Below are 19,327 nucleotides of genomic sequence, written 5' to 3' on the forward strand. Positions count from 1 at the left end.
GAGGAGCGTCTAAACACGGCCCAATAAACCGTATCACGGGGAGCACAAAGGGTACCGTTTCGACTGGAGACCGCCAGACTGCGCTGGTCCGAGAAGAACTCTTTTCGCTCCTGGAACTGCCATGGACAACACCATCGGCGTTGCGCTGTTGGTCGAACTGTTCGGGGGGTTCCTGTTTCTGGCCGGTGACGGCGATCTCTCGTCCGTCTGGTTCGCGATCCTGTTCTTCGGGCTCGTCGTCGGGCTGTACGGTGCCGTTTCTGTCCGTCTCCGACGGCTCGAAGATGTCTGCTAACGCTGGACGCCTGTTCGATCAACTCTACAAGCAGTCCGTTCTGGGCGTGGAATCGATTTTGTCTTATCATATTCGGTTGCAAAAATCTACTAATCAAAGTATGGTAATGCCATTATAAACATCAGCCCGATAATCTAAGTTGGTAGCCATATATGTGCTAACGATACTGTACAATCCCGACACTACTACGAATCGCTTGGTTCGTGCTGGTACTGGACATCTAACTCCGATATTCCTTCGGTCGCTAGAGCGAGTTAGCGTGTTTTAAATCGGCTGATAAAGGTGACTAAATGACAACACCGGCCCACTTATTACCCCTCATGCCTTTCCTTAATCAAGTGACTCTTCATGAGCTCCCACCACGATAACGGGGCGATAAGAACACCGGATCGGCTTGACTTCCGCATCGGACTGGTAGCTGGACTGTACGTGGGGGGCCTCCTGACTCCTGCTCTGGTGATTGCCCTTGTCTACCAATTTCAACTGGCCGACACCATGGTCACTATCGGGTTGCTCGGAGCTGTTGGAACCGCTATCACTACTCTCGTGGCGTGGAAAGTGAGTCGGTGGGGATCGGTTGTCGGTTGGTTTAATTCGACCGGGATGGCGGTGCTCGCACCCGCTCTCGGTGTCCTCTCTGCGATCTTGTACTTGGTCCAAGTGCTCCTCTACCTCGGGCATCACCTGTCAGGTATGAAACCTGCAACTGCGGCCAGTTTCGTCGGGGTCGTTGGGTTTGCCCTCGGTATTGGGGCCGGGTGCCTCGGTGGGGTACTGACGATCATGGCGCGCACGCGCTTCATGCGAGTGTCGATCAAGGATGCGGACGTGGACGTAGAGTGGACGGCTGGATGGCCTCTCAGAGACCAGATGAAGTGCCTGGTGGGTGTTATCTTCCTCACGATACCGTTCTTTGTGATGTCCTTCTGGCTGCTGAGATGGTGGGGCGTGAGTGCCGTTGGATTCCTTCTAGCGCTCCTCCTCGTCGGCCTCGTCGGCCTTGTGTCCGAAAGCACGTATCGCGTCACCCCCATTGGACTCGAACAGCACCGGCATCGAGGCGGAGTAACCGCTGGCAAGATCATCCCGTGGACGGGGTTCCACAATCTGACTGTGACTGACGACGCTATCGTGCTCCATCGTCCGGCACCACACTTCGATATCTTGGCGTCCCGCCGTGATCTGGCCGTCGACGAAGCCGACGTTATCGAGGTGCTTCGAGAACGGATCGATGTGGGCGTCAGGTAACATCTCGATGGACTGTCCCATTACCGGCTGATGGATCCCCTCGCAAAGGAGACGTCCCGTCACTGGGACAACGGCTTTGTGTTCTCTTTGATACCGTACTCGACGCAGACGTTCCATCCGGAAGAGTCCCAAAGACTTCTTGGTCACTCTCCTCGACGCCCATCCGAGCGACAGTATCAGAAGTTCCCGTTCCGTACTCCGTTCACTCTCCGTAGACGTGTGCCGGAGATCGGGGTGACTCCGCCACTCGCAAACCTGGTCACCCATCTGGGAGATGACCGTCTCGTCGTCGTTGCCTTCTGAGGTGTTCTGTCTGGCACGTAATTGGATTCCCAGCACAGATGGATCCGTGTAAGCACCTGTCCTCGATATCCGGTGCCAGGATCATTTCGACGTAATTCTAAGAGGACGGATGGCCGGTACCGAACGTTGTGGTTCACTTCTTCGATCAGTCTTGACAATCTAATATATGGCATCTAATTAATATTTTTTAATCGAAAGTTATATCAAAACAGAATTAATCCTTAGATTGGAGCATGAGTAGAAAGATTCCAAGTTCGCTGAGTCGACGACAGATTCTCAAGACTAGCGCAACCGTTACCGGTGGTGGTCTGATTTCCCAGACCGTCGCCGGCCGCTCCGGAAGTTCTAGCGATAGCCAGAAAGACGGCTGGAGTTCCGGGTTTGGTGACGCGATCACCTTGGAGGGTGGGATGGCGAAAGTGACAACGATCTCTGCGCAGCGAACCAGATCCATCTCCGCTGAACGGTCCCGAGGCAACCTCACGAAAGCGGGGGAGTATTCGGCACAGGACTTCGCCGAAGATATCAACAAAGGAGTACGCGCAGGCATCTGGACGATCGAAAAAAAGAACGGCAGAATCCTGCTCTACGTCACCGAAAAGGGCGAGCAACTGGTAACAAAAGCTCGGGCCAAGGTCCGACGCGTTCGGGCTCGGGACCGGAGTCGCTCACACGGGACCGCAGATTCTCCCGCGGATCAACAAGTGTCGGTGCAAGACTGCGACGGTGTTACAAAGAAGGAGGGTGACACAGTCTACTTCGACGACGACACCACCGACGAGATCGCACTTGCCTTCTTGGCCACGGGGACGTTCATGACGATCGCGGGGATAATCATCGGCGCGATCGGGGCCTTCGCGTTCGGTCCGGCGGGTGCAATTCCCGGGGCTGTCATAGCCATTACGGGTGCTATCATGACGGCTGGTGCCGGGGCGATCTCAATAATCAACGAGGGCTGTGGTATCAAAGTTGTAGGTCAGACGGACGTTCGGACCCAGGAGTGTTCCTGCTAAACCCAGGACTCGGGCCTGAAATACGTCGATCGATATCGTACAACGTCGGTATAGACCTCAGACGCTTTCAATATGGATGATAGCTGGATTCAGTGATCGCGGGAAGTGTTTCAGCTGACTGTTTTGAATCTTCTGGATTTCTGCTGTCCGACCCCGTCTCGTCTGTAGCGGCTTCGAGACGGCAACCTGGGCCACTTCCACCGTATTGGACACGGTTATGATTGTTGAGCCAGCTCTAACCGTTCGGGTGATCACTACCGATAGCTGGGCGGCGATGTGCGTTGATCGATCAGTGGCTGTAGAGCCAACCAGAAAACGTGTGCGACAAAGCTATACATCGGTGCGCTCGGCATAGTCCTCTTTCTGCTCGGCCAGTCACGCGAGCAGCCCGTTCTGTGCGTGCAGGCGGTTCTGCAGCCACCTTTTTCCACGTCGGATCGCTTCGCGATGCTCGCGACCACTCGTGGAAAAACGTGGGCGAAAAAACGGCTCGCTCCGCTCGCCGCCCTACTCTTGCTCGGCCAGCCACGCCAGCAACCCGTTCTGTGCGTGCAGGCGGTTCTCGGCCTGGTCCGGCAGCGACCTTTTGCTCCTCGGGTTTCCTCGCTCACGTTGCGAGGCCCACCTTCGGCGCGCCTCGCATCGTTCGCTGCGGGAACCACTCGTCGCAAAACGTCGGTGAAAAAGCCGCTCTCACTGCGTTCGAGCGGTCCTATTGCTCGGCCAGCCACGCCAGCAACCCGTTCTGTGCGTGCAGGCGGTTCTCGGCCTGGTCCCAGACGATGGCGTTGTCGCTCTCGATGGCGGCGTCGGTGACCTCCTCGCCGCGGTGGGCGGGCAGGCAGTGCATCAGCGTGCGGTCGCCAAGCACGTCGGGCGTGATCTGGAACCCCTCGAAGGCCCGGAGTTTCTCCTCGCGCTTGTCTTCCTGGCCCATGCTGACCCACACGTCGGTGTAGACCACGTCGGCGTCGGCCATGGCGGCCTCAGGATCGGTCGTCGTCGCGGGCACGCTGCCGAGTTCGGCGGTGCGGTCCAGCACGCTCTCGTCGACGCCGTACCCCTCGGGGGTCGCGACCGTCAGGTCGAGATCCGTCATGGCAGCGCCCAGCACGAACGACTGACAGACGTTGTTGCCGTCGCCGACCCACGCCACGGTGGCGTCCTCGAAGCTGCCGAACCGCTCGCGGATCGTCAGCAGGTCCGCGAGCGTCTGGCAGGGGTGGGCGTCGTCGGTCAGCCCGTTGACGACGGGAACGCTGGCGTACTCGGCCAGTTCCTCCACGTCGCCGTGGTCGAACATCCGGGCCATCAGGAAGTCGACGTACCGCGAGACGGCGCGCGCGGTGTCTTTGATCGGCTCGCCGTGGCCCAGCTGGATGTCCTCGGGACCGAGGAAAATCGCGTGGCCACCGAGGTCGGTCATGCCGGTCTCGAAGGAGATCCGGGTTCGCGTCGAGGGCTTCTCGAAGAGCATCCCGAGGGTCTGCCCGGCCAGCAGGTCGGACGCGCCGTCGGCTTTGATCTCGGCCGCGCGGTCGAGCACGGTCGTCAGTTCGTCGGTCGTCAGGTCGTCGACGTCGAGCAGGTGCGTGGGCATGGTTACAGGAGGCGTTCAGTCACGTCTTCGAGGACGGTGACGGAGCGGTCGTACTCCGCTAACGGGATGTGTTCGTTCGGCGCGTGATCCAGGTCCGAGTCGCCTGGGCCGTAGGTGACCATCGGGCAGTCCCAGGACTGTGCGAAGACGTTCATGTCGCTGGTCCCGGTCTTGCGCAACAGGGTGGGCTCGCCGCCGGCCGACCGGATCGCGGTCCGGAACGCGCGGGCGACCGGGGTCCGGGGGCTCTGCATCACCGGTTCGACCTTGTCGTCCCAGTGGACGGTGCCGTTGACGAGGTGGCCGTCGGCGATCTCGCGGATCTCGTCGGTCGTGTACTCCGGCGGGACCCGAAGCTGTACGTCCATCGTCGTCTCGACGGAGAGCCCGTCGTCGGAGACTCCCCCGTCGATGTCGACGGGTTTGCAGGTGACCCGTTCGAAGACGGGCTCCCACTCGTCTTTCTCGAACTCGCCTTCGACGGCGGCCCACCAGTCCAGCGCGTCCTGGATCGCGTTGTTGTCCGGTCGCGAGGAGTGGCCCGACTCGCTGGTGGCGACGTACGTGCCGGCCAGCAGACCGCGGTAGCCGAGCGTGATCCCCTCCCAGCCGGAGGGTTCGCCGTTGACGACCGCGTCGGGCGTCCCCTCGCGGTCCTCGATCACGTACCGACTGCCGCGCGAATCCACTTCTTCGCCGACGACGCCGAGGAAGCTCGCGCCGGTGCGGACGGCGGCGACCGCCATCGCACAGAGCGGCCCCTTGGCGTCGACGGAGCCACGGCCCCACAGTTCGAGTTCGCCGTCGTCGTTCTCCTCGATCCGGACCGGGATGTCGCCCGGCACCGTGTCGATGTGGGAGGTCAGCAACACGCCGTCGTCGGCCGGCGCGCGGACGTTGCCGATCTCGTCGACCCAGGCCTCGCGGCCGTGGGAGTCGAAGAACTCGACCAGTCGCTTCGCGGCCCGCTCTTCGTCGGGCGTGACCGACGGGATGCGGACGATCGCTTCGAGCAGGTCGCGGGCTTCCTGGTCGGGGGCCTGGACGGTCTGGCTCACGTGTCCACCTCCGGTGAGCACATTCCCCTTTCGCTCGCGGGCGGGACCGCCCGCTCGCCGTTCCGAGATGCGTGGCGTCTCGCGCTCATTCTACAATCACCGATTCCAGCGCGTCGACGACGTGGTCGGCGTCCTCCTCGGTGAGGGTCAGCGGCGGGAGCAGCCGCACCACCGTTCGACCGGCCGGCAGCGCCAGCACGCCCTCGCTCATCGCCAGCTGCTTGAGGTGTCCCATCGCGCCCCGGCCGACCTCGATACCGATCATCAGGCCCTCGCCGCGGATGTCGCGAACCTCGTCGCCCAGCGTGGCCTCCAGTTCTGTCTGGAGGTACTCGCCGACCGCGGCGGCGTTGCCGGGCACGTCCTCCTCGACGATCGTCGAGACGGTCGCGTCGGCGGCCGCCGAGATGACCGGCCCGCCCGAGAACGTCGAGGCGTGGGAGCCGTACTCGTCGGCGATCCACTCGCGACACAGCGTCGCGCCGATGGGGTAGCCGTTGCCAAGTCCCTTCGCCGCGGTGATCATGTCCGGGACGACGCCGGACTCCTGGGCGGCCCACAGCGATCCGGTCCGCCCCATCCCGGTCTGGACCTCGTCGAAGATCAGTGCCGCGCCCGCGTCTTCGGTCGCCTCGCGGGTCGCTTCGAGGAACTCGGTCGAAGCGGGGTTGATGCCGCCCTCTCCCTGGATGGGTTCGACGATGACGCCCGCCGTCTCCTCGTCGACGGCGTCCCGCATGGCCTCGGAGTCGTCGTAGGGGACGAACTCCACGTCGCCGGCCAGGGGCTCGTAGGGCTGCTTGTACTTGCTCTTCCAGGTCGTCGCCAGCGACCCCATCGTCCGGCCGTGAAAGCCCTGCATCGTCGCCACGAGCTTCGACTCGCCGGTCGCAGCACGGGCGAACTTCAGCGCGGCCTCGTTGGCCTCGGTGCCGGAGTTACAGAGCCACACCTTGTCGATCGGATCGGGCGCGGTGTCGGCCAGCGTCTCGTAGAGGCTGGTCCGCGCGGAGTTGGGGTAGGATCCCTGTACGTAGGTCAGCTTGTCGATCTGGCTCTTGGCGGCCTGATCGACCGCGGGGTGGCGATGACCCAGCGGGACACAGGCGTACGACGCGCCCATGTCGAGGTACTCGTTGCCCGCATCGTCGGACAGCCAGACGCCGTCACCTTCTTCGATCTGAATGGGTTTCTCGTTGAAAACGAATCCGCTCATTGGAGTGCCTCCTTGTAGATGTGTGTTCCCTCGCTGTCGAGTGCGCCCGTGATCGGCGCGTCGGCGTTGGCGTCGGCGACGACCACTTCCGGTGCGCCACCGTCGAGTGCCTCCTCGGCGGCCATGATCTTGCGACTCATGAACCCCTCCGCGGCCGCTTCGAGGGCCTGCCACTCCTCGCCGGTCTCGACGGTCTCGATCAGCGTCTCGGGATCGTCTGGGTCCTCGTAGACGCCCGCCACGTCGGTCAGCAGGACCAGCTGGGCGTCCAGCGCGGCGGCGATCGCCGCGGCGGTACGGTCGGCGTCCGTGTTGACGGGGATAATCTCACCGTCGTCGTCGCCGGCCATCGGCGGCGCGGCCACCGGCAGGTAGTTGCCGTCGAGCAGCGACCACAGCAGGTCCGTGTTGACCTCCTTGATCGTGCCGGAGTGGTCGCCGCGCCTGATCTTCTTCGTGCCGTCCTCGACGACGCGGACCGCGGACTTCCGGGGTCCGTGGAGGAGTTTCCCGTCCACGCCCGAGAGGCCGACGGCGTCGACGCCGAGACTCTGGAGCCCGGCGACGAGCTGGGTGTTGAGGTGGCCAAAGACCATCTCGAACACCTCCATCGTCGCCTCGTCGGTAAAGCGGCCGACGACGCCGCTGGGCGTCTCGACGTACTCCGGTTCGATGCCGAGCCGTTCGAGCGTGTCGTCGACGGCGGTGGAGCCGCCGTGGACGAGGACCACGTCTTCTCGCGGGCCTTGCCCGCTCGACTGTTCAGCGGTCTCGCTCTGCTCGCCCTCTACAAGCGTTGCAACGTCCGAAAGGGCACCCGCGGGATCGACCGCACGAGCGCCACCGACTTTGATAACTACTGTCATGGAAAGTTCACTCCTGCGGTCACGGTGCGCCGACGGGGTGGAACCCGGTCAGTTCGAGGCCGGCCGTCTCCTCGATTCCCAGCGCGACGTTGGCGGCGTGGACGGCCTGGCCGGCCGAGCCCTTCATCATGTTGTCGATCGCCGAGAACACGACGAGTCGCTCGTTCGCGGGGTCGACCTCGAAGCCGACCTCCGCGAAGTTCGTCCCGGCGACGGCCTTGGGCTCCGGATAGCGGTAGACGCCGCCACCGCCCGAAGCCATCCGGACGAACGGCTCGCCTTCGTAGGACTCGCGGTAGGCACTCCAGAGGTCGCCCTTCGAGACCGGCCCGTCCGGGAAGACGTGACAGGTCGCGCTCGCCCCGCGGGTCATCTCCACCGCGTGGACGGTGAAGGACACGTCGACGCCGAGGAACTGCTGAATCTCGGCCTCGTGGCGGTGGCCCGTCGGCGCGTACGGCCGGACGACCCCCGAGCGTTCGGGGTGGCTGGAGGCCTCGCCGCCGCCAGCGCCGCCCTCCGAGGAACCGACCTTCACGTCGACGACGACCTGCTCGTCGCCGCTCAGGATGTCGGCCTCGAAGAGAGGCAACAGGCCCATGATCGTCGCCGTAGCGTTACAGCCCCCCGAGGCGATCAGGTCTGCGCCCGCGAGGTTCTCGCGGTTCAGCTCCGGCAGGGCGTACTCCGCGTCGGCGAGCAGTTCCGGACGGCTGTGGCCGTCGTACCACTCGTCGTACTGGGCCTCAGTGTCGAGGCGGAAGTCCGCCGAGAGGTCGACGACGGTGTCGGCGGCGTCTCGAAACGCGTCGATCTGCTCCATCGAGACGCCGTGGGGCGTCGCCGCGAACAGCACGTCGACGGATTCGAGGTCCGCCGGGCTGGAAAAGCGCAGGTCCTTGTGTCGGAGGTTCGGGTGGGCGTGACCGACCGTCTTGTTCTCCTTCGAGCGGCTCGTGGCCTGCACGATCCGGAACTCGGGGTGGCCATCGAGCAGGCGAAGGAGTTCCCCGCCGGTAAAGCCCGAGCCGCCGACGACGCTCGCGGAGAACGTCATCAGGCGGTCACCCCGGCTTCCTGTTCGGCTTTCGTTTCGAGCCAGTCGACGACTTCGGCGGGCACGTCCACGTCGCTCACTTCGTCGAGCGCCTTGAACTCGACGGTGTGGTTGACCTCGTGGACCGTGTAGTCCTCGGGGTCGCCCACTCGCGGCTTGCCGCCGCTCGCGCTGTCCGAGGCGGTTCCCGCCTCGCTGTCCTCGTCGACGCCGGTCTCCATCAGGTCGATCCCGAGCAGACCGCCGCCGACCGCGTCGCTGGCCTGCTCGACGAGCTCCAGCGCGCGGTCGTCGAGCTCGAAGGCGTCGGTCTCGGCCCCTTTCGCGGCGTTTGTCAGCCAGTGGTCCGAGGATCGGACCATCGCGGCGACTGGCTCGCCGTCGGTCGCCAGCACGCGGATGTCTCGACCGGGCTTGTCGACGAACTCCTGGACGTAGAACACCTTGTGTTCGTAGTGGCCCAGGGTCTCCTTGTGTTCGAGGATGGCTTCGGCGGCCGAGCGCGAATCGATCTTGGCCATCAGGCGACCCCACGAGCCCACGACGGGCTTGAGGACACAGGGGTAGCCGAACTCCTCGATAGACTCCATCGCGGCGTCCTTGGTGAAGGCCACGTCCGTGTTCGGCGTCGGTACGTCGGCGTCGACCAGGGCGAGGCTGTTCTTGACCTTGTCCGAACAGATCTCCGCGGTCCCCGGCGTGTTGACCACCGGCACGTCGTAGGCTTCGACGAACTTGGTGGCGTACACGGACCGGCTCGTCGCCAGACACCGATCGACGACGATGTCGACGCCGTCGAAGGCGGCCGGCGGCTCGCTCATGTTGAACCGCTGTTTCCGGACGTCGATCTTCGTGACCTCGTGGTCTCGATCGCGCAGCTCCTCCAGCAGGAGCTTCTCGTCCCGACGAATCCGCGAGTAGAGTATTCCTACATTCATTGTTGTATCACCGCGCTCGGCCGCCCGCCGTCGTTACTCGCCCCAGTCTTCTTCGAGCTCGGGGGCCGAGTCGAGCTCGACGGGATCGGCCGAGAGCACTTCGAGCTCGGCACCACAGGTCGCACAGTCGACGATCTCTCCGGCTTCGAGGTTGTCGTGCAGCGAGACTTCCGCCCCGCATTCGACGCATTCTGCCATTGTATCACTCACTCGCGCCCCATTGCACTTAAGCTCTTCGAACCTATCAGAATTAATTAGGTATCTATACTCGTCTCTAAGGGCGCGAAAATCCGAAAAACGGGACTGTCCTGATATCTGTATCAGTTTTATGGTAGTATTTCCCCTCGCGGGGATCGTCGGTCGATCAGCCGCCGATCACGCTCCGGGCTGCCCGTCCGCGACCCGCGTCGCCGCGCCGCGGTGACGACGCCACTCTGACAGCGACGGCGGGCGGGCTCAGACATAGCGATCGACCTCCGCGTCAAGCCGTTCGTCGGCCGACTCGACACGCTCCCGACGCGTCGTGAGCGCGTTCCGGTCCGCCGCCAGCGTCTCCTCGGCCGCCGACAGCTGGGCCGTGACGGCCTCGGGCGCAGGGCCTCCGGCGGAGTCACGCATCGCGACGCTCTCGGCCGGCTCCAGGGCCGCCTCCACGTCCTCGCGGTCGGCGTAGGCCGACAGTGACTCGCCGAGCCGGTCCCGGGCGACCGCGTCGATCGTCTCGTAGTCGGGCGCGTCGCCGCCCTCGATGTCGCCCGCCGCCTCGGCCACCAGCTCGTGGGCCGTCCGGAAGGGCAGGCCCGCCATCGCCAGCAGGTCCGCGACGCCGGTCGCCGTCGAGAAGCCGTCGCCGGCCGCGGCCGCCAGCGTCTCGGCGGGCCAGTCGGCGGTCGCGACCGCGCCGGTCGCGACGGCGACGCTCTCGGTGACGCTGTCGACGGCGTCCCAAGCGTGGCGACCCGCCCGCTGGAGGTCGCGGTTGTACGCGCGGGGCTGGCCCTTCAGGTTCGTCAACAGGCCGTTCAGCCCGGCTGTCGCGTCGCCGGTGCGACCGCGCACGAGCTCCAGCGTGTCTGGATTCTTCTTTTGGGGCATGATCGAGGAGGTCGACGAGTAGTCGTCGGCCAGCTCGACGTGGCCCTTGCTCGCCATGACGATCACGTCCTCGGCCAGCCCCGACAGCGTCGTCGCGAGCGTCGCGACCGCGCTCGTCGTCTCGACGAGGAAATCGCGCGTCGCGGAGGCGTCCATCGAGTTTTCGAGCACCGAGTCGAAGCCCAGCAGCGCCGCGGTGCGCTCGCGGTCCACGTCGAACGGCGTCCCGGCGAACGCGGCCGCCCCGAGCGGGTTCTGGTTGACCCGATCGTAGGCGTCCAGCAGGCGTGCGGTGTCCCGTTGCAGGGCCTGCTCGTAGGAGGCGATCCAGTGGGCGACCGTCGTCGGCTGTGCCGGTTGGAGGTGCGTGTAGCCGGGCATCACCGTCTCGGTGTGCTCGCGGGCCACGGCGAGGACCTGCTCGCGGGCCTCGACGACCGTCTCGATCAGCGCGAGCAGGTCCCCGCGCAGGCGATAGCGGATACAGGCCGCCACCTCGTCGTTGCGCGAGCGAGCCGTGTGCATCTTCCCGCCCTCGGCTCCCACGCGGTCGATGACCGCCGACTCGATGGCTTCGTGGACGTCTTCGCCCTCGGGGAGCGCTCCGTGTCCGGCCGCCTCCACGTCTGCGAGCGCCGACAGGATCTCGCCGGCCGTCTCGCGGTCGACGATGTCCTGTTCTGCGAGCATCACGACGTGGGCGCGGTCGACCGCCAGATCCGCCGCGAAGATGCGCTCGTCGTCGTCGAGCGAGGAGAGGAACGAGCGGGCGGGGCCGCCCGAGAAGCGGTCCCGGCGGACGACGCTCTCGCCGGTCGCCTCGCCCGCGCCGTCGTCGTGCTCTCCGTCGCTCATCGTCTAGTCCTCGCTCTCGCCGTTCGCGCTGTCTGTGGCTTCACTGCCACCGTCGGCGACGGCTTCGCCCGTCTTCGCGTCTTCGAGAATCCTGTTCGCCAGACGCGACTGGAAGCCGTGGTACTTGGCGACGCCGGTCGCGTCTTCCTGGGTGATGCCGCCGGTCACGTCCTCCTCGTCGAACGACGCTGCGGACTCGCTGTAGACGGCGTACTCCGATTCGCGCGAGACCGGGCGACAGTGGCCGCCTTCCAGCTTGACCGTGACGGTGCCGGTGACGCGCTCGTTCGTGTCGTCGACGAACGCTTCGAGCGCACTCACGAGCGGGGCGTCGACGAGCCCCTCGTAGGCCTTCTGGGACCACTCCTGGTCGACCTGGGCCTTGAACGCACGCTCTTCCTGAGTGAGGACCAGCCCTTCGAGGGCCTCGTGGGCGGTCAGCAACACCGTCGCGGCGGGGTGCTCGTAGTTCTCGCGGACCTTCAGCCCGAGCATGCGGTCTTCCATCATGTCGGTGCGACCGATCCCGTGGGCACCGGCCTGGGAATTGAGCTGTTCGATCAGCTCGACCTTGCCGAGATCGTCGCCGTCGACGGCGACGGCCTCGCCCTGCTCGAACGTGATCTCGACCAGTTCGGCCTCCTTGCCCGAGGGGTTCTCGGTCCACTTGTAGATGTCGTCCTCCGGGATCGTGCTGGGGTCTTCGAGCTCGGAGCCCTCGATCGAGCGGCTCCAGAGGTTCGTGTCGATGGAGTAGCGTCCGCCGTCGCCGCCCTCGACCGGCAGCCCCTTCTCCTGGGCGTACTCGTTCTCCCACTCGCGGGTCAGCCCGAGTTCGCGGACGGGCGCGATCACGTCCAGCTCGGAGTCGCGCCAGACGGACTCGAAGCGCAGCTGGTCGTTGCCCTTCCCCGTACAGCCGTGCGCGACGGCCGAACAGCCCTCTCGCTCGGCGACTTCGAGGATGGCCTTGGCGATGACCGGGCGCGCGAGCGCGGTCCCGAGCGGGTACCCCTGGTAGTCGGCGTTGGCCTTGACGGCCTTCAGACAGAGGTCCGCGAAGTCCTCCTTCGCGTCGACGACGTACTGCTCGACGCCGAGCGCCTCGGCGGTCTCTTCGGCCTCCTCGAACTCGTAGTCGGGCTGGCCCACGTCGACGGTGACGCCGACGACCTCGTCGTAGCCGTACTCCTCTTTCAGCAGCGATACGCAGACTGTCGTGTCGAGCCCGCCCGAGAAGGCGAGTGCGACGGTTCCGGATGCGGTTTCTGGTGTCATGGGTTTCGTGTTTGGGTGGCGTGTCCGTGATTTTCGCCGCCCGCACCCGTCGTCATCGCCCGCGGGGTCGATCACACGAGGCGTGTGAGCGCAGGCGGGGTGACGACAGCCGCGACGACGCGACCAACAGACGGTGGTCGGTGATTTGGAGTCGAACGAACCGGAAATCGGGAGTGTGAGTATTGTGGGCCTAGAAACGGCCCCGTCGTCGTCGCCGCTGTCGAAGAAGAGCGCCAGACTCGCCGCTGAGGACTTCGCGTCCGCCAGCGGTCGCAGTCTGACTCATGTACTCGCCACTATCCGAGGTTCGATATAAATAGGTTCCGAGTCACACGCGGTGTGTGATTATTTCACGTCCCCGAGCGCCAGCACGGTGGCGCGCCTCCGGCGAGCTGTCGACATCTCATACGGGTTATTGTAGCGATTTACCGGTGATTGTCTACTCCGTGGCAACGATCACCGGTAAGCAACTACAATAAACCGTATCACTCGGTGTTTGCCGCCTCGCGGTACATGGCTTTCGGCCGCGTGTACGACCGGCCGAAATCGCGTCGCTTTTCGCCGTCGCCGTCGTCGGTCCGGACGTGTTCAGCCTGAACGTCCCCATTCCGGGCGATGTCGCGCGGCTGGCGAGCGACTTAGCTCGCGAGTGGCCGAGCGCCAGCCCGCGTCCCCGGGGCGAGCACTCGATGGTCGCAAAGCGCCTGGCGACCGACGACCATCCCGCCAGCGTCGTCGAGGCCCGCGCCCGCGAGGTCCTCGCCGATCAGCCCGCCGTCGCGGTCCGGATCACGGGCGTCGACTGGTTCGCCGAGCCGACCTCGGGGACGGCACCGGTCGTCTATCTCGCCGTCGAGAGCCCGGGGCTGCACGACCTCCACCGGACGCTCTGTGACGCGTTCCACACCGTCCCGCGGCTGGAGGGCGAGGAGTACACGCCACACGTCACCGTCGCGCGTGGCGGTGATCGGGCCAGCGGGCGGCGGCTCCTCGACCGCGACATCGAACCGATCGAGTGGGTCGTCGACGAACTGGCCTTCTACGACGCGGCCCACGCGGTGGAGTCCGGCCGGGTTTCTCTCGGGTGACAACCCTTTTGGCCTGCCCTGCCCTCTCACTCCAGTATGGATTATCGCGAAGTCGAGACCACCCGAGAGTACGTCTGTCGGCTCGAAACCGGGCGCGACTGGCGCGCCCAGATCGAGGACTTCGCCGACGAGCAGGGGATCGACGCGGCCTTCCTCCAGGGGCTCGGTGCCGTCGAGGACGCCGAGATCTACTTCTACGACCAGGACCGCCAAGAGTACGACGCCGTGACCTTCCCGGAACCGCTGGAGGTGGCGGCCTGCGTCGGCAACGTCTCGCTGCTCGACGGGGAGCCGTTCGCCCACACCCATGCCGTCCTCTCGCGACCCGACGGATCGGCGCTTGCGGGCCACCTCAACAGCGCGACCGTCTTCGCCGGGGAACTCCACGTTCGCGCCTTCGACGCCGAACTCGCGCGCGAGCACGACGAGACGACGGATCTGGACCTCTGGGGGCTGTAGATGCGCGAGGTCGACGAACGCTACTTCGACCGCCTGGAATCCCAGCTCGACGACGCCTTCGAGGTGGCCCAGGCGGCCAAGCGACGCGGCGGCGATCCCGTCCCCGAGGTCGAGATCCCGACGGCCCGGGACATGGCCGACCGCGTCGAGAACATCCTCGGGATCGACGGCGTCGCCGAACGCGTCCGCGAACTCGAAGGCGAGATGAGCAGGGAGGAGGCCGCACTGGAGCTGGTCTCCGACTTCGTGGAGGGCGAGGTCGGGGACTACGACTCCAAGGCCGGCAAGGTCGAGGGTGCCGTTCGAACGGCCGTCGCCCTGTTGACCGAGGGGGTCGTCGCCGCGCCGATCGAGGGGATCGACCGCGTCGAGATCCTCGAAAACGACGACGGCACCGAGTTCGTCAACGTCTACTACGCCGGCCCGATCCGCTCGGCCGGCGGGACCGCACAGGCGCTCTCGGTTCTCGTGGCCGACTACGCCCGCGCGCTGCTGGGCATCGAGGAGTACGAGGCCCGCGACGAGGAGATCAACCGCTACGCCGAGGAGATCGAGCTGTACGACAAGGAGACGGGCCTCCAGTACTCGCCCAAGGAGAAGGAGTCGAAGTTCATCGCCGAGCACATGCCGATCATGCTGGACGGCGAGGCGACCGGCGACGAGGAGGTCTCGGGCTTTCGGGACCTCGAACGGGTCGACACCAACTCCGCCCGCGGTGGGATGTGTCTCGTCGCCGCCGAGGGCATCGCGCTGAAGGCTCCGAAGATCCAGCGCTACACCCGCAACTTAGCGGAGGTCGACTGGCCGTGGCTGCAAGACCTCATCGACGGAACGATCGGCAAAGACGGCGACGAGGACGGCGAGGAGGACGCGGCCGACGAGGGAGACGACGGAGACGACGACGAGGGCGACGAGACCTCTACGGGCGAGGACGACGGCCCGCCGCGTGCTGATCCCAGTACGAAGTTCCTCCGTGACCTCATCGCCGGCCGACCGGTCTTCTCACATCCGAGCGAACCCGGCGGCTTTCGCCTGCGGTACGGCCGGGCGCGCAACCACGGCAACGCGACTGCCGGCGTCCACCCCGCGACGATGCACCTGGTCGACGACTTCCTCGCGACCGGCACCCAGATCAAGACCGAACGGCCCGGCAAGGCCGCTGGCGTGGTCCCGGTCGACACCATCGAGGGGCCGACGGTCAAGCTCGCCAACGGGGACGTGCGCCGGATCGACGACCCGGCCGAGGCCATCGAGGTCCGCAACGGCGTCGAGAAGGTGCTGGATCTGGGCGAGTACCTCGTCAACTACGGCGAGTTCGTCGAGAACAACTACCCGCTCGTGCCGGCCTCCTACACCGTCGAGTGGTGGCGACAGGAGTTCGACGACGCCGGTGGCGACGTGCAGGCCCTGCAAGACGACGTTCACGTCGACCTGACAGACCCGACCGCCGAGGAGGCGCTGCGGTGGGCGACCGACTACGACGCCCCTCTGCACCCGAAATACACCTACTGCTGGCACGACGTGACCGTCGACGCCGTCGGCGCGCTGGCGGCCGCCGTCGAAGACGCCGAGAGGGCCGAGACGGACGGCGCGGTCGCGCCGACGCCGTCGCCCGGCCGGGGCACCGACGGCGACCTCGTCCTCCCGAACCGCGAGCCCGTCGTCCAGACGCTCGAACACCTGCTGGTCGAGCACACTCAGCGCGAGGACACCGTCGTCGTTCCCGACTGGGAGCCGCTGGTCCGGACGCTGGGCTTCGACGCCGCTCTCGAACGCGAGTGGTCGCTCGACGACCTCTCGGAGCACGCCAGCACGTACGCGGACGGCGACAACGCCATCGAGGCGATCAACGAGATCGCTCCCGTCCGGCTCCGCGAGCGCGCCCCGACCCGGATCGGCAACCGGATGGGTCGCCCCGAGAAATCAGAGGAGCGAGAGCTGTCCCCGGCCGTCCACACGCTGTTTCCCATCGACGAGGCCGGCGGCGCTCAGCGCTCGGTCGCCGACGCCACCAAACACGCCGAGGAGATGAACGACCAGCAGGGCCTCGTCGAGGTGGAGGTCGGTCGCCGCCGCTGTCGGGACTGTGGCACCGAGACCTTTCGGGGCCGCTGTCCGGACTGCAACGGCGTCACCGACGCCGTCTACGTCTGTCCCGACTGCGACTCCGAGGTCGAGCCCGACGAGTCGGGCCGCGTCGAGTGTGCCCACTGCGAGACGATGGCCTACCCCACCCAGTACGAGGCCATCGACCTCGGCGAGGAGTTCCGCGACGCGCTGGGTGCCGTCGGCGAACGCGAGACGGCCTTCGACATCGTCAAAGGCGTCGAGGGACTGACCTCCAAGGAGAAGATTCCCGAACCGATGGAGAAGGGGATCCTCCGGGCGAAACACGACGTGTCGGCGTTCAAAGACGGCACCGTCCGCTACGACATGACGGACCTACCGGTCACCGCGGTCCGGGCGTCGGAACTCGACGTCAGCGTCGACCAGCTCCGCGGGCTGGGCTACGAGTCGGACATCCACGGCGACCCGCTGCGCCACGAGGACCAGCTCGTCGAGCTCAGGGTCCAGGACGTGGTGCTCTCCGACGGCGCGGCCGAGCACATGCTCCAGACCGCCGCGTTCGTCGACGACCTCCTAGAGCAGTACTACGGGCTCGATCGGTTCTACGAACTCGACGACCGCGAGGACCTCGTCGGCGAACTCGTCTTCGGGATGGCACCCCACACCAGCGCCGCGACGGTCGGGCGCGTCGTCGGCTTCACCTCCGCGGCGGTCGGATACGCGCATCCGTACTTCCACGCCGCCAAGCGGCGCAATTGCTTCCACCCCGAATCGCGACTCTGGTACGAGGACGAGGCTGGCGACTGGCAGTACGGCCCTATCGCCGATCTTGTCGAGGAGCGACTCGACGACCCGCGCGAGGACGACTTCGGGACCCTGGTCGAGGAACTGGACAGCGAGGTCACGGTGCCCTCGGTCGACGCCGACGGTCGCCCGTGTCGCAAGCCCGTCGAGGCGGTCTCGAAACATCACGCTCCCGATCACATGGTCCGCATCGAGGTCGGTGACCGCTCGCTGCGGGTAACTCCCGACCACACGATGCTCCGGCGGAGCGGTGACGGGCTCGAAGAAGCACCGGCCAGCGAACTCTCTGCCGGCGACGAACTCCCGGCCTACGACGGCGGCGAGACGACCGTGATGACGGCGAGCGATGCCCCACAGCCCTCGGCGGGTGCCGACGACGGCGTTCCGTTCGACGAAGTGGTGTCGGTCGAGTACGTCGACAGCGACACGAACCACGTCTACTGTCTCACCGTCGCCGACACCCACCGGGTCGCCATTGAGGGCACCTACTCCGGCCAGTGCGACGGCGACGAGGACTGCGTGATGCTGCTGATGGACGGCCTGCTGAACTTCAGCAAGACGTTCCTGCCGAACCAGCGGGGTGGGAAGATGGACGCGCCACTCGTCATGTCCTCGCGGATCGACCCCAGCGAGATCGACGACGAGGCCCACAACATGGACATCATGCGGGAGTATCCCCGCGAGTTCTACGAGGCCACCCGGGAGATGGCCGACCCCGAGGACGTCGAGGAGATCATGACCATCGCCGAGGAGACGCTGGGCACCGACCACGAGTACACCGGCTTCGATCACACCCACGACACCACCGACATCGCGCTCGGCCCGGACCTGTCGGCCTACAAGACGCTCGGTTCGATGACCGACAAGATGGACGCCCAGCTCGATCTCTCGCGGACGCTGCGGGCCGTCGACGAGACTGACGTGGCCGAACGAATCATCGAGTACCACTTCTTGCCGGACCTGATCGGGAACCTCCGGGCCTTCTCCCGCCAGGAAGTCCGGTGTCTCGACTGCGGCGAGAAGTACCGCCGGATGCCCCTGACCGGCGACTGCCGGGAGTGTGGCGGTCGGGTCAACCTCACGGTCCACGAGGGCTCGGTCAACAAATATATCGACACGGCGACGATGGTCGCCGAGGAGTTCGACTGCCGGGAGTACACCAAACAGCGCCTCGAAATCCTCGACAAGTCGATCAAGCGCGTGTTCGAGAACGATAAAAACAAGCAGAGCGGGATTGCGGACTTTATGTGAGACGACCTTTTTCCTACGGGTTCGAGTCGCGCTCCGCGCGCTCGAACCACTTGCGCAAAAAGCTCGGACAAAAAGGCGCGAATCGCGGAGCGATTCGCGTGATTATCGTGAGTAGGGAGGGGCCGACGGTCCCTCGGGCAGTCGGGTGGTATGCCACCCGACGACGAAGCGACACGTGAGCCAAGCGGGTCTCCCGGTGACCTGCCGGGTCCTCCGGACCGCTCGGCCGCTCGGATGCTCGTAATGCGTACAGACGGTCTAGGTATCGAAAGCTTGAGGCTAGCCAGGACTCATACAGTCGTGCGAAAGTATTTGCCAGTGTAGACTCAATTTGCGGTAATGGGACGGTTAGACGATATCACTCTGGAAGAGCTTCAGGAGCTCCGTGAACAAACAGAGGGTGAGGTTCCTCGAGAACGTGTTCTTGCTGCAATCGGCCGAAAGCAGGGCGATGAACACGAGACACTAGCTGAACGACATGGTGTCGTGGAGAAGACGATCCGCAACTGGCTCGATCGGTTCACTGAAGAACCGATCGAGCAAGCTCCCTACGACGAATCCAGACCAGGCCGCCCCTCGAAGCTCGACAAACACGAACGCAAACAGTTCTTCGAGCGGCTCCAACAATCGCCGACAGAACTCGGCTACGAGCAACAAGCGTGGTCGCCGAAACTGCTCCTTCACCATGTCAAACAAGAGTACGGAGTCGAATACAGCGAAGGCCACGCTCGGAAACTCCTGGGAAAGGCCGGGCTGTCCTGCCGGACAGCACGGCCGCGAAATCACGAGGCTGATCCAGAACAAGAAGCCGAATTTCAACAAACAGTCGAAAAAAA

At 65.2% G+C, this 19,327-nt stretch carries 16 protein-coding genes; 7 read left to right on the top strand and 9 right to left on the bottom strand.

What is annotated here, in order from left to right; translation table 11 throughout:
• Positions 1 to 121: 121 nt before the first annotated feature.
• From HALKA_RS21350 to HALKA_RS0107990, 3 genes are all read left to right on the top strand, one after another.
• Positions 122 to 295: a hypothetical protein gene (locus HALKA_RS21350; protein WP_018257487.1), complete on the top strand. Its 174-nt coding sequence runs from the start codon at positions 122 to 124 to the stop codon at positions 293 to 295.
• A 348-nt stretch (positions 296 to 643) separates the two neighbouring features.
• Positions 644 to 1,543 (top strand): hypothetical protein, encoded by a 900-nt coding sequence (locus HALKA_RS0107985; protein WP_018257488.1) that lies wholly within the window; start codon positions 644 to 646, stop codon positions 1,541 to 1,543.
• 536 nt (positions 1,544 to 2,079) lie between these two features.
• Positions 2,080 to 2,859, top strand: coding sequence for a hypothetical protein (locus HALKA_RS0107990; protein WP_155119383.1), 780 nt, complete (start codon positions 2,080 to 2,082; stop codon positions 2,857 to 2,859).
• A gap of 712 nt (positions 2,860 to 3,571) precedes the next feature.
• Here HALKA_RS0107990 and argF read toward each other — a convergent pair.
• The 9 genes from argF to HALKA_RS0108035 all read right to left on the bottom strand — a co-directional run bounded on the left by argF (position 3,572) and on the right by HALKA_RS0108035 (position 12,822).
• Complete coding sequence (gene argF, locus HALKA_RS0107995; protein ID WP_018257490.1) at positions 3,572 to 4,459, bottom strand: ornithine carbamoyltransferase; 888 nt, start codon at positions 4,457 to 4,459, stop codon at positions 3,572 to 3,574.
• Between the two features lie 2 nt (positions 4,460 to 4,461).
• Complete coding sequence (locus HALKA_RS0108000; protein WP_018257491.1) at positions 4,462 to 5,517, bottom strand: [LysW]-lysine hydrolase; 1,056 nt, start codon at positions 5,515 to 5,517, stop codon at positions 4,462 to 4,464.
• A gap of 85 nt (positions 5,518 to 5,602) precedes the next feature.
• The gene (locus HALKA_RS0108005; RefSeq protein WP_018257492.1) at positions 5,603 to 6,733 is read right to left on the bottom strand and encodes an aspartate aminotransferase family protein; all 1,131 of its coding nucleotides are present in this window, start codon (positions 6,731 to 6,733) and stop codon (positions 5,603 to 5,605) included.
• On the bottom strand, positions 6,730 to 7,599 hold the full coding sequence (locus HALKA_RS0108010) for an acetylglutamate/acetylaminoadipate kinase (protein WP_026190218.1): 870 nt from the start codon (positions 7,597 to 7,599) through the stop codon (positions 6,730 to 6,732). Before HALKA_RS0108010 ends, HALKA_RS0108005 begins: the two co-directional genes overlap by 4 nt.
• A gap of 19 nt (positions 7,600 to 7,618) precedes the next feature.
• Positions 7,619 to 8,656: an N-acetyl-gamma-glutamyl-phosphate reductase gene (gene argC / locus HALKA_RS0108015; protein WP_018257494.1), complete on the bottom strand. Its 1,038-nt coding sequence runs from the start codon at positions 8,654 to 8,656 to the stop codon at positions 7,619 to 7,621.
• Positions 8,656 to 9,594 (bottom strand): RimK family alpha-L-glutamate ligase, encoded by a 939-nt coding sequence (locus HALKA_RS0108020; RefSeq protein WP_018257495.1) that lies wholly within the window; start codon positions 9,592 to 9,594, stop codon positions 8,656 to 8,658. The genes argC and HALKA_RS0108020 overlap by 1 nt, the downstream gene beginning before the upstream one ends.
• A 33-nt stretch (positions 9,595 to 9,627) precedes the next feature.
• Complete coding sequence (gene lysW, locus HALKA_RS0108025; protein ID WP_015761750.1) at positions 9,628 to 9,792, bottom strand: lysine biosynthesis protein LysW; 165 nt, start codon at positions 9,790 to 9,792, stop codon at positions 9,628 to 9,630.
• 258 nt (positions 9,793 to 10,050) lie between these two features.
• Positions 10,051 to 11,544 (bottom strand): argininosuccinate lyase, encoded by a 1,494-nt coding sequence (gene argH, locus HALKA_RS0108030; protein WP_018257496.1) that lies wholly within the window; start codon positions 11,542 to 11,544, stop codon positions 10,051 to 10,053.
• Between the two features lie 3 nt (positions 11,545 to 11,547).
• Positions 11,548 to 12,822 carry an argininosuccinate synthase gene (locus tag HALKA_RS0108035; protein ID WP_018257497.1) on the bottom strand — a complete coding sequence of 425 codons (1,275 nt, stop codon included), beginning with the start codon at positions 12,820 to 12,822 and terminating at the stop codon, positions 11,548 to 11,550.
• Between the two features lie 584 nt (positions 12,823 to 13,406).
• Between HALKA_RS0108035 and HALKA_RS0108040 the strand changes: the two genes are divergently transcribed.
• The 4 genes from HALKA_RS0108040 to HALKA_RS20330 all read left to right on the top strand — a co-directional run.
• On the top strand, positions 13,407 to 13,910 hold the full coding sequence (locus HALKA_RS0108040) for a 2'-5' RNA ligase family protein (RefSeq protein ID WP_018257498.1): 504 nt from the start codon (positions 13,407 to 13,409) through the stop codon (positions 13,908 to 13,910).
• A 36-nt stretch (positions 13,911 to 13,946) separates the two neighbouring features.
• A complete protein-coding gene (locus HALKA_RS0108045) occupies positions 13,947 to 14,369 on the top strand; it encodes a PPC domain-containing DNA-binding protein (RefSeq protein WP_018257499.1) in 423 nt (140 codons plus the stop codon).
• Positions 14,370 to 18,491 (top strand): DNA-directed DNA polymerase II large subunit, encoded by a 4,122-nt coding sequence (locus tag HALKA_RS0108050; protein ID WP_018257500.1) that lies wholly within the window; start codon positions 14,370 to 14,372, stop codon positions 18,489 to 18,491.
• A gap of 339 nt (positions 18,492 to 18,830) precedes the next feature.
• Positions 18,831 to 19,327, top strand: a 497-nt coding sequence (locus HALKA_RS20330; protein WP_080505808.1) for a helix-turn-helix domain-containing protein, incomplete at its 3' end; no start/stop codon positions are given.

This window comes from Halomicrobium katesii DSM 19301, assembly GCF_000379085.1.
In the GTDB taxonomy this organism is placed as follows: Archaea; Halobacteriota; Halobacteria; order Halobacteriales; family Haloarculaceae; genus Halomicrobium; species Halomicrobium katesii.

Coding starts and splice junctions, on each gene's coding strand:
- HALKA_RS0108005 (WP_018257492.1), bottom strand. CDS start 6,733: ATGAGCGGATTCGTTTTCAACGAGAAACCCATTCAGATCGAAGAAGGT.
- lysW (WP_015761750.1), bottom strand. CDS start 9,792: ATGGCAGAATGCGTCGAATGCGGGGCGGAAGTCTCGCTGCACGACAAC.
- HALKA_RS21350 (WP_018257487.1), top strand. CDS start 122: ATGGACAACACCATCGGCGTTGCGCTGTTGGTCGAACTGTTCGGGGGG.
- HALKA_RS0108050 (WP_018257500.1), top strand. CDS start 14,370: ATGCGCGAGGTCGACGAACGCTACTTCGACCGCCTGGAATCCCAGCTC.
- HALKA_RS0108010 (WP_026190218.1), bottom strand. CDS start 7,599: ATGACAGTAGTTATCAAAGTCGGTGGCGCTCGTGCGGTCGATCCCGCG.
- HALKA_RS0108035 (WP_018257497.1), bottom strand. CDS start 12,822: ATGACACCAGAAACCGCATCCGGAACCGTCGCACTCGCCTTCTCGGGC.
- argH (WP_018257496.1), bottom strand. CDS start 11,544: ATGAGCGACGGAGAGCACGACGACGGCGCGGGCGAGGCGACCGGCGAG.
- HALKA_RS0108045 (WP_018257499.1), top strand. CDS start 13,947: ATGGATTATCGCGAAGTCGAGACCACCCGAGAGTACGTCTGTCGGCTC.
- HALKA_RS0107985 (WP_018257488.1), top strand. CDS start 644: ATGAGCTCCCACCACGATAACGGGGCGATAAGAACACCGGATCGGCTT.
- argF (WP_018257490.1), bottom strand. CDS start 4,459: ATGCCCACGCACCTGCTCGACGTCGACGACCTGACGACCGACGAACTG.
- HALKA_RS0108020 (WP_018257495.1), bottom strand. CDS start 9,594: ATGAATGTAGGAATACTCTACTCGCGGATTCGTCGGGACGAGAAGCTC.
- HALKA_RS0107990 (WP_155119383.1), top strand. CDS start 2,080: ATGAGTAGAAAGATTCCAAGTTCGCTGAGTCGACGACAGATTCTCAAG.
- argC (WP_018257494.1), bottom strand. CDS start 8,656: ATGACGTTCTCCGCGAGCGTCGTCGGCGGCTCGGGCTTTACCGGCGGG.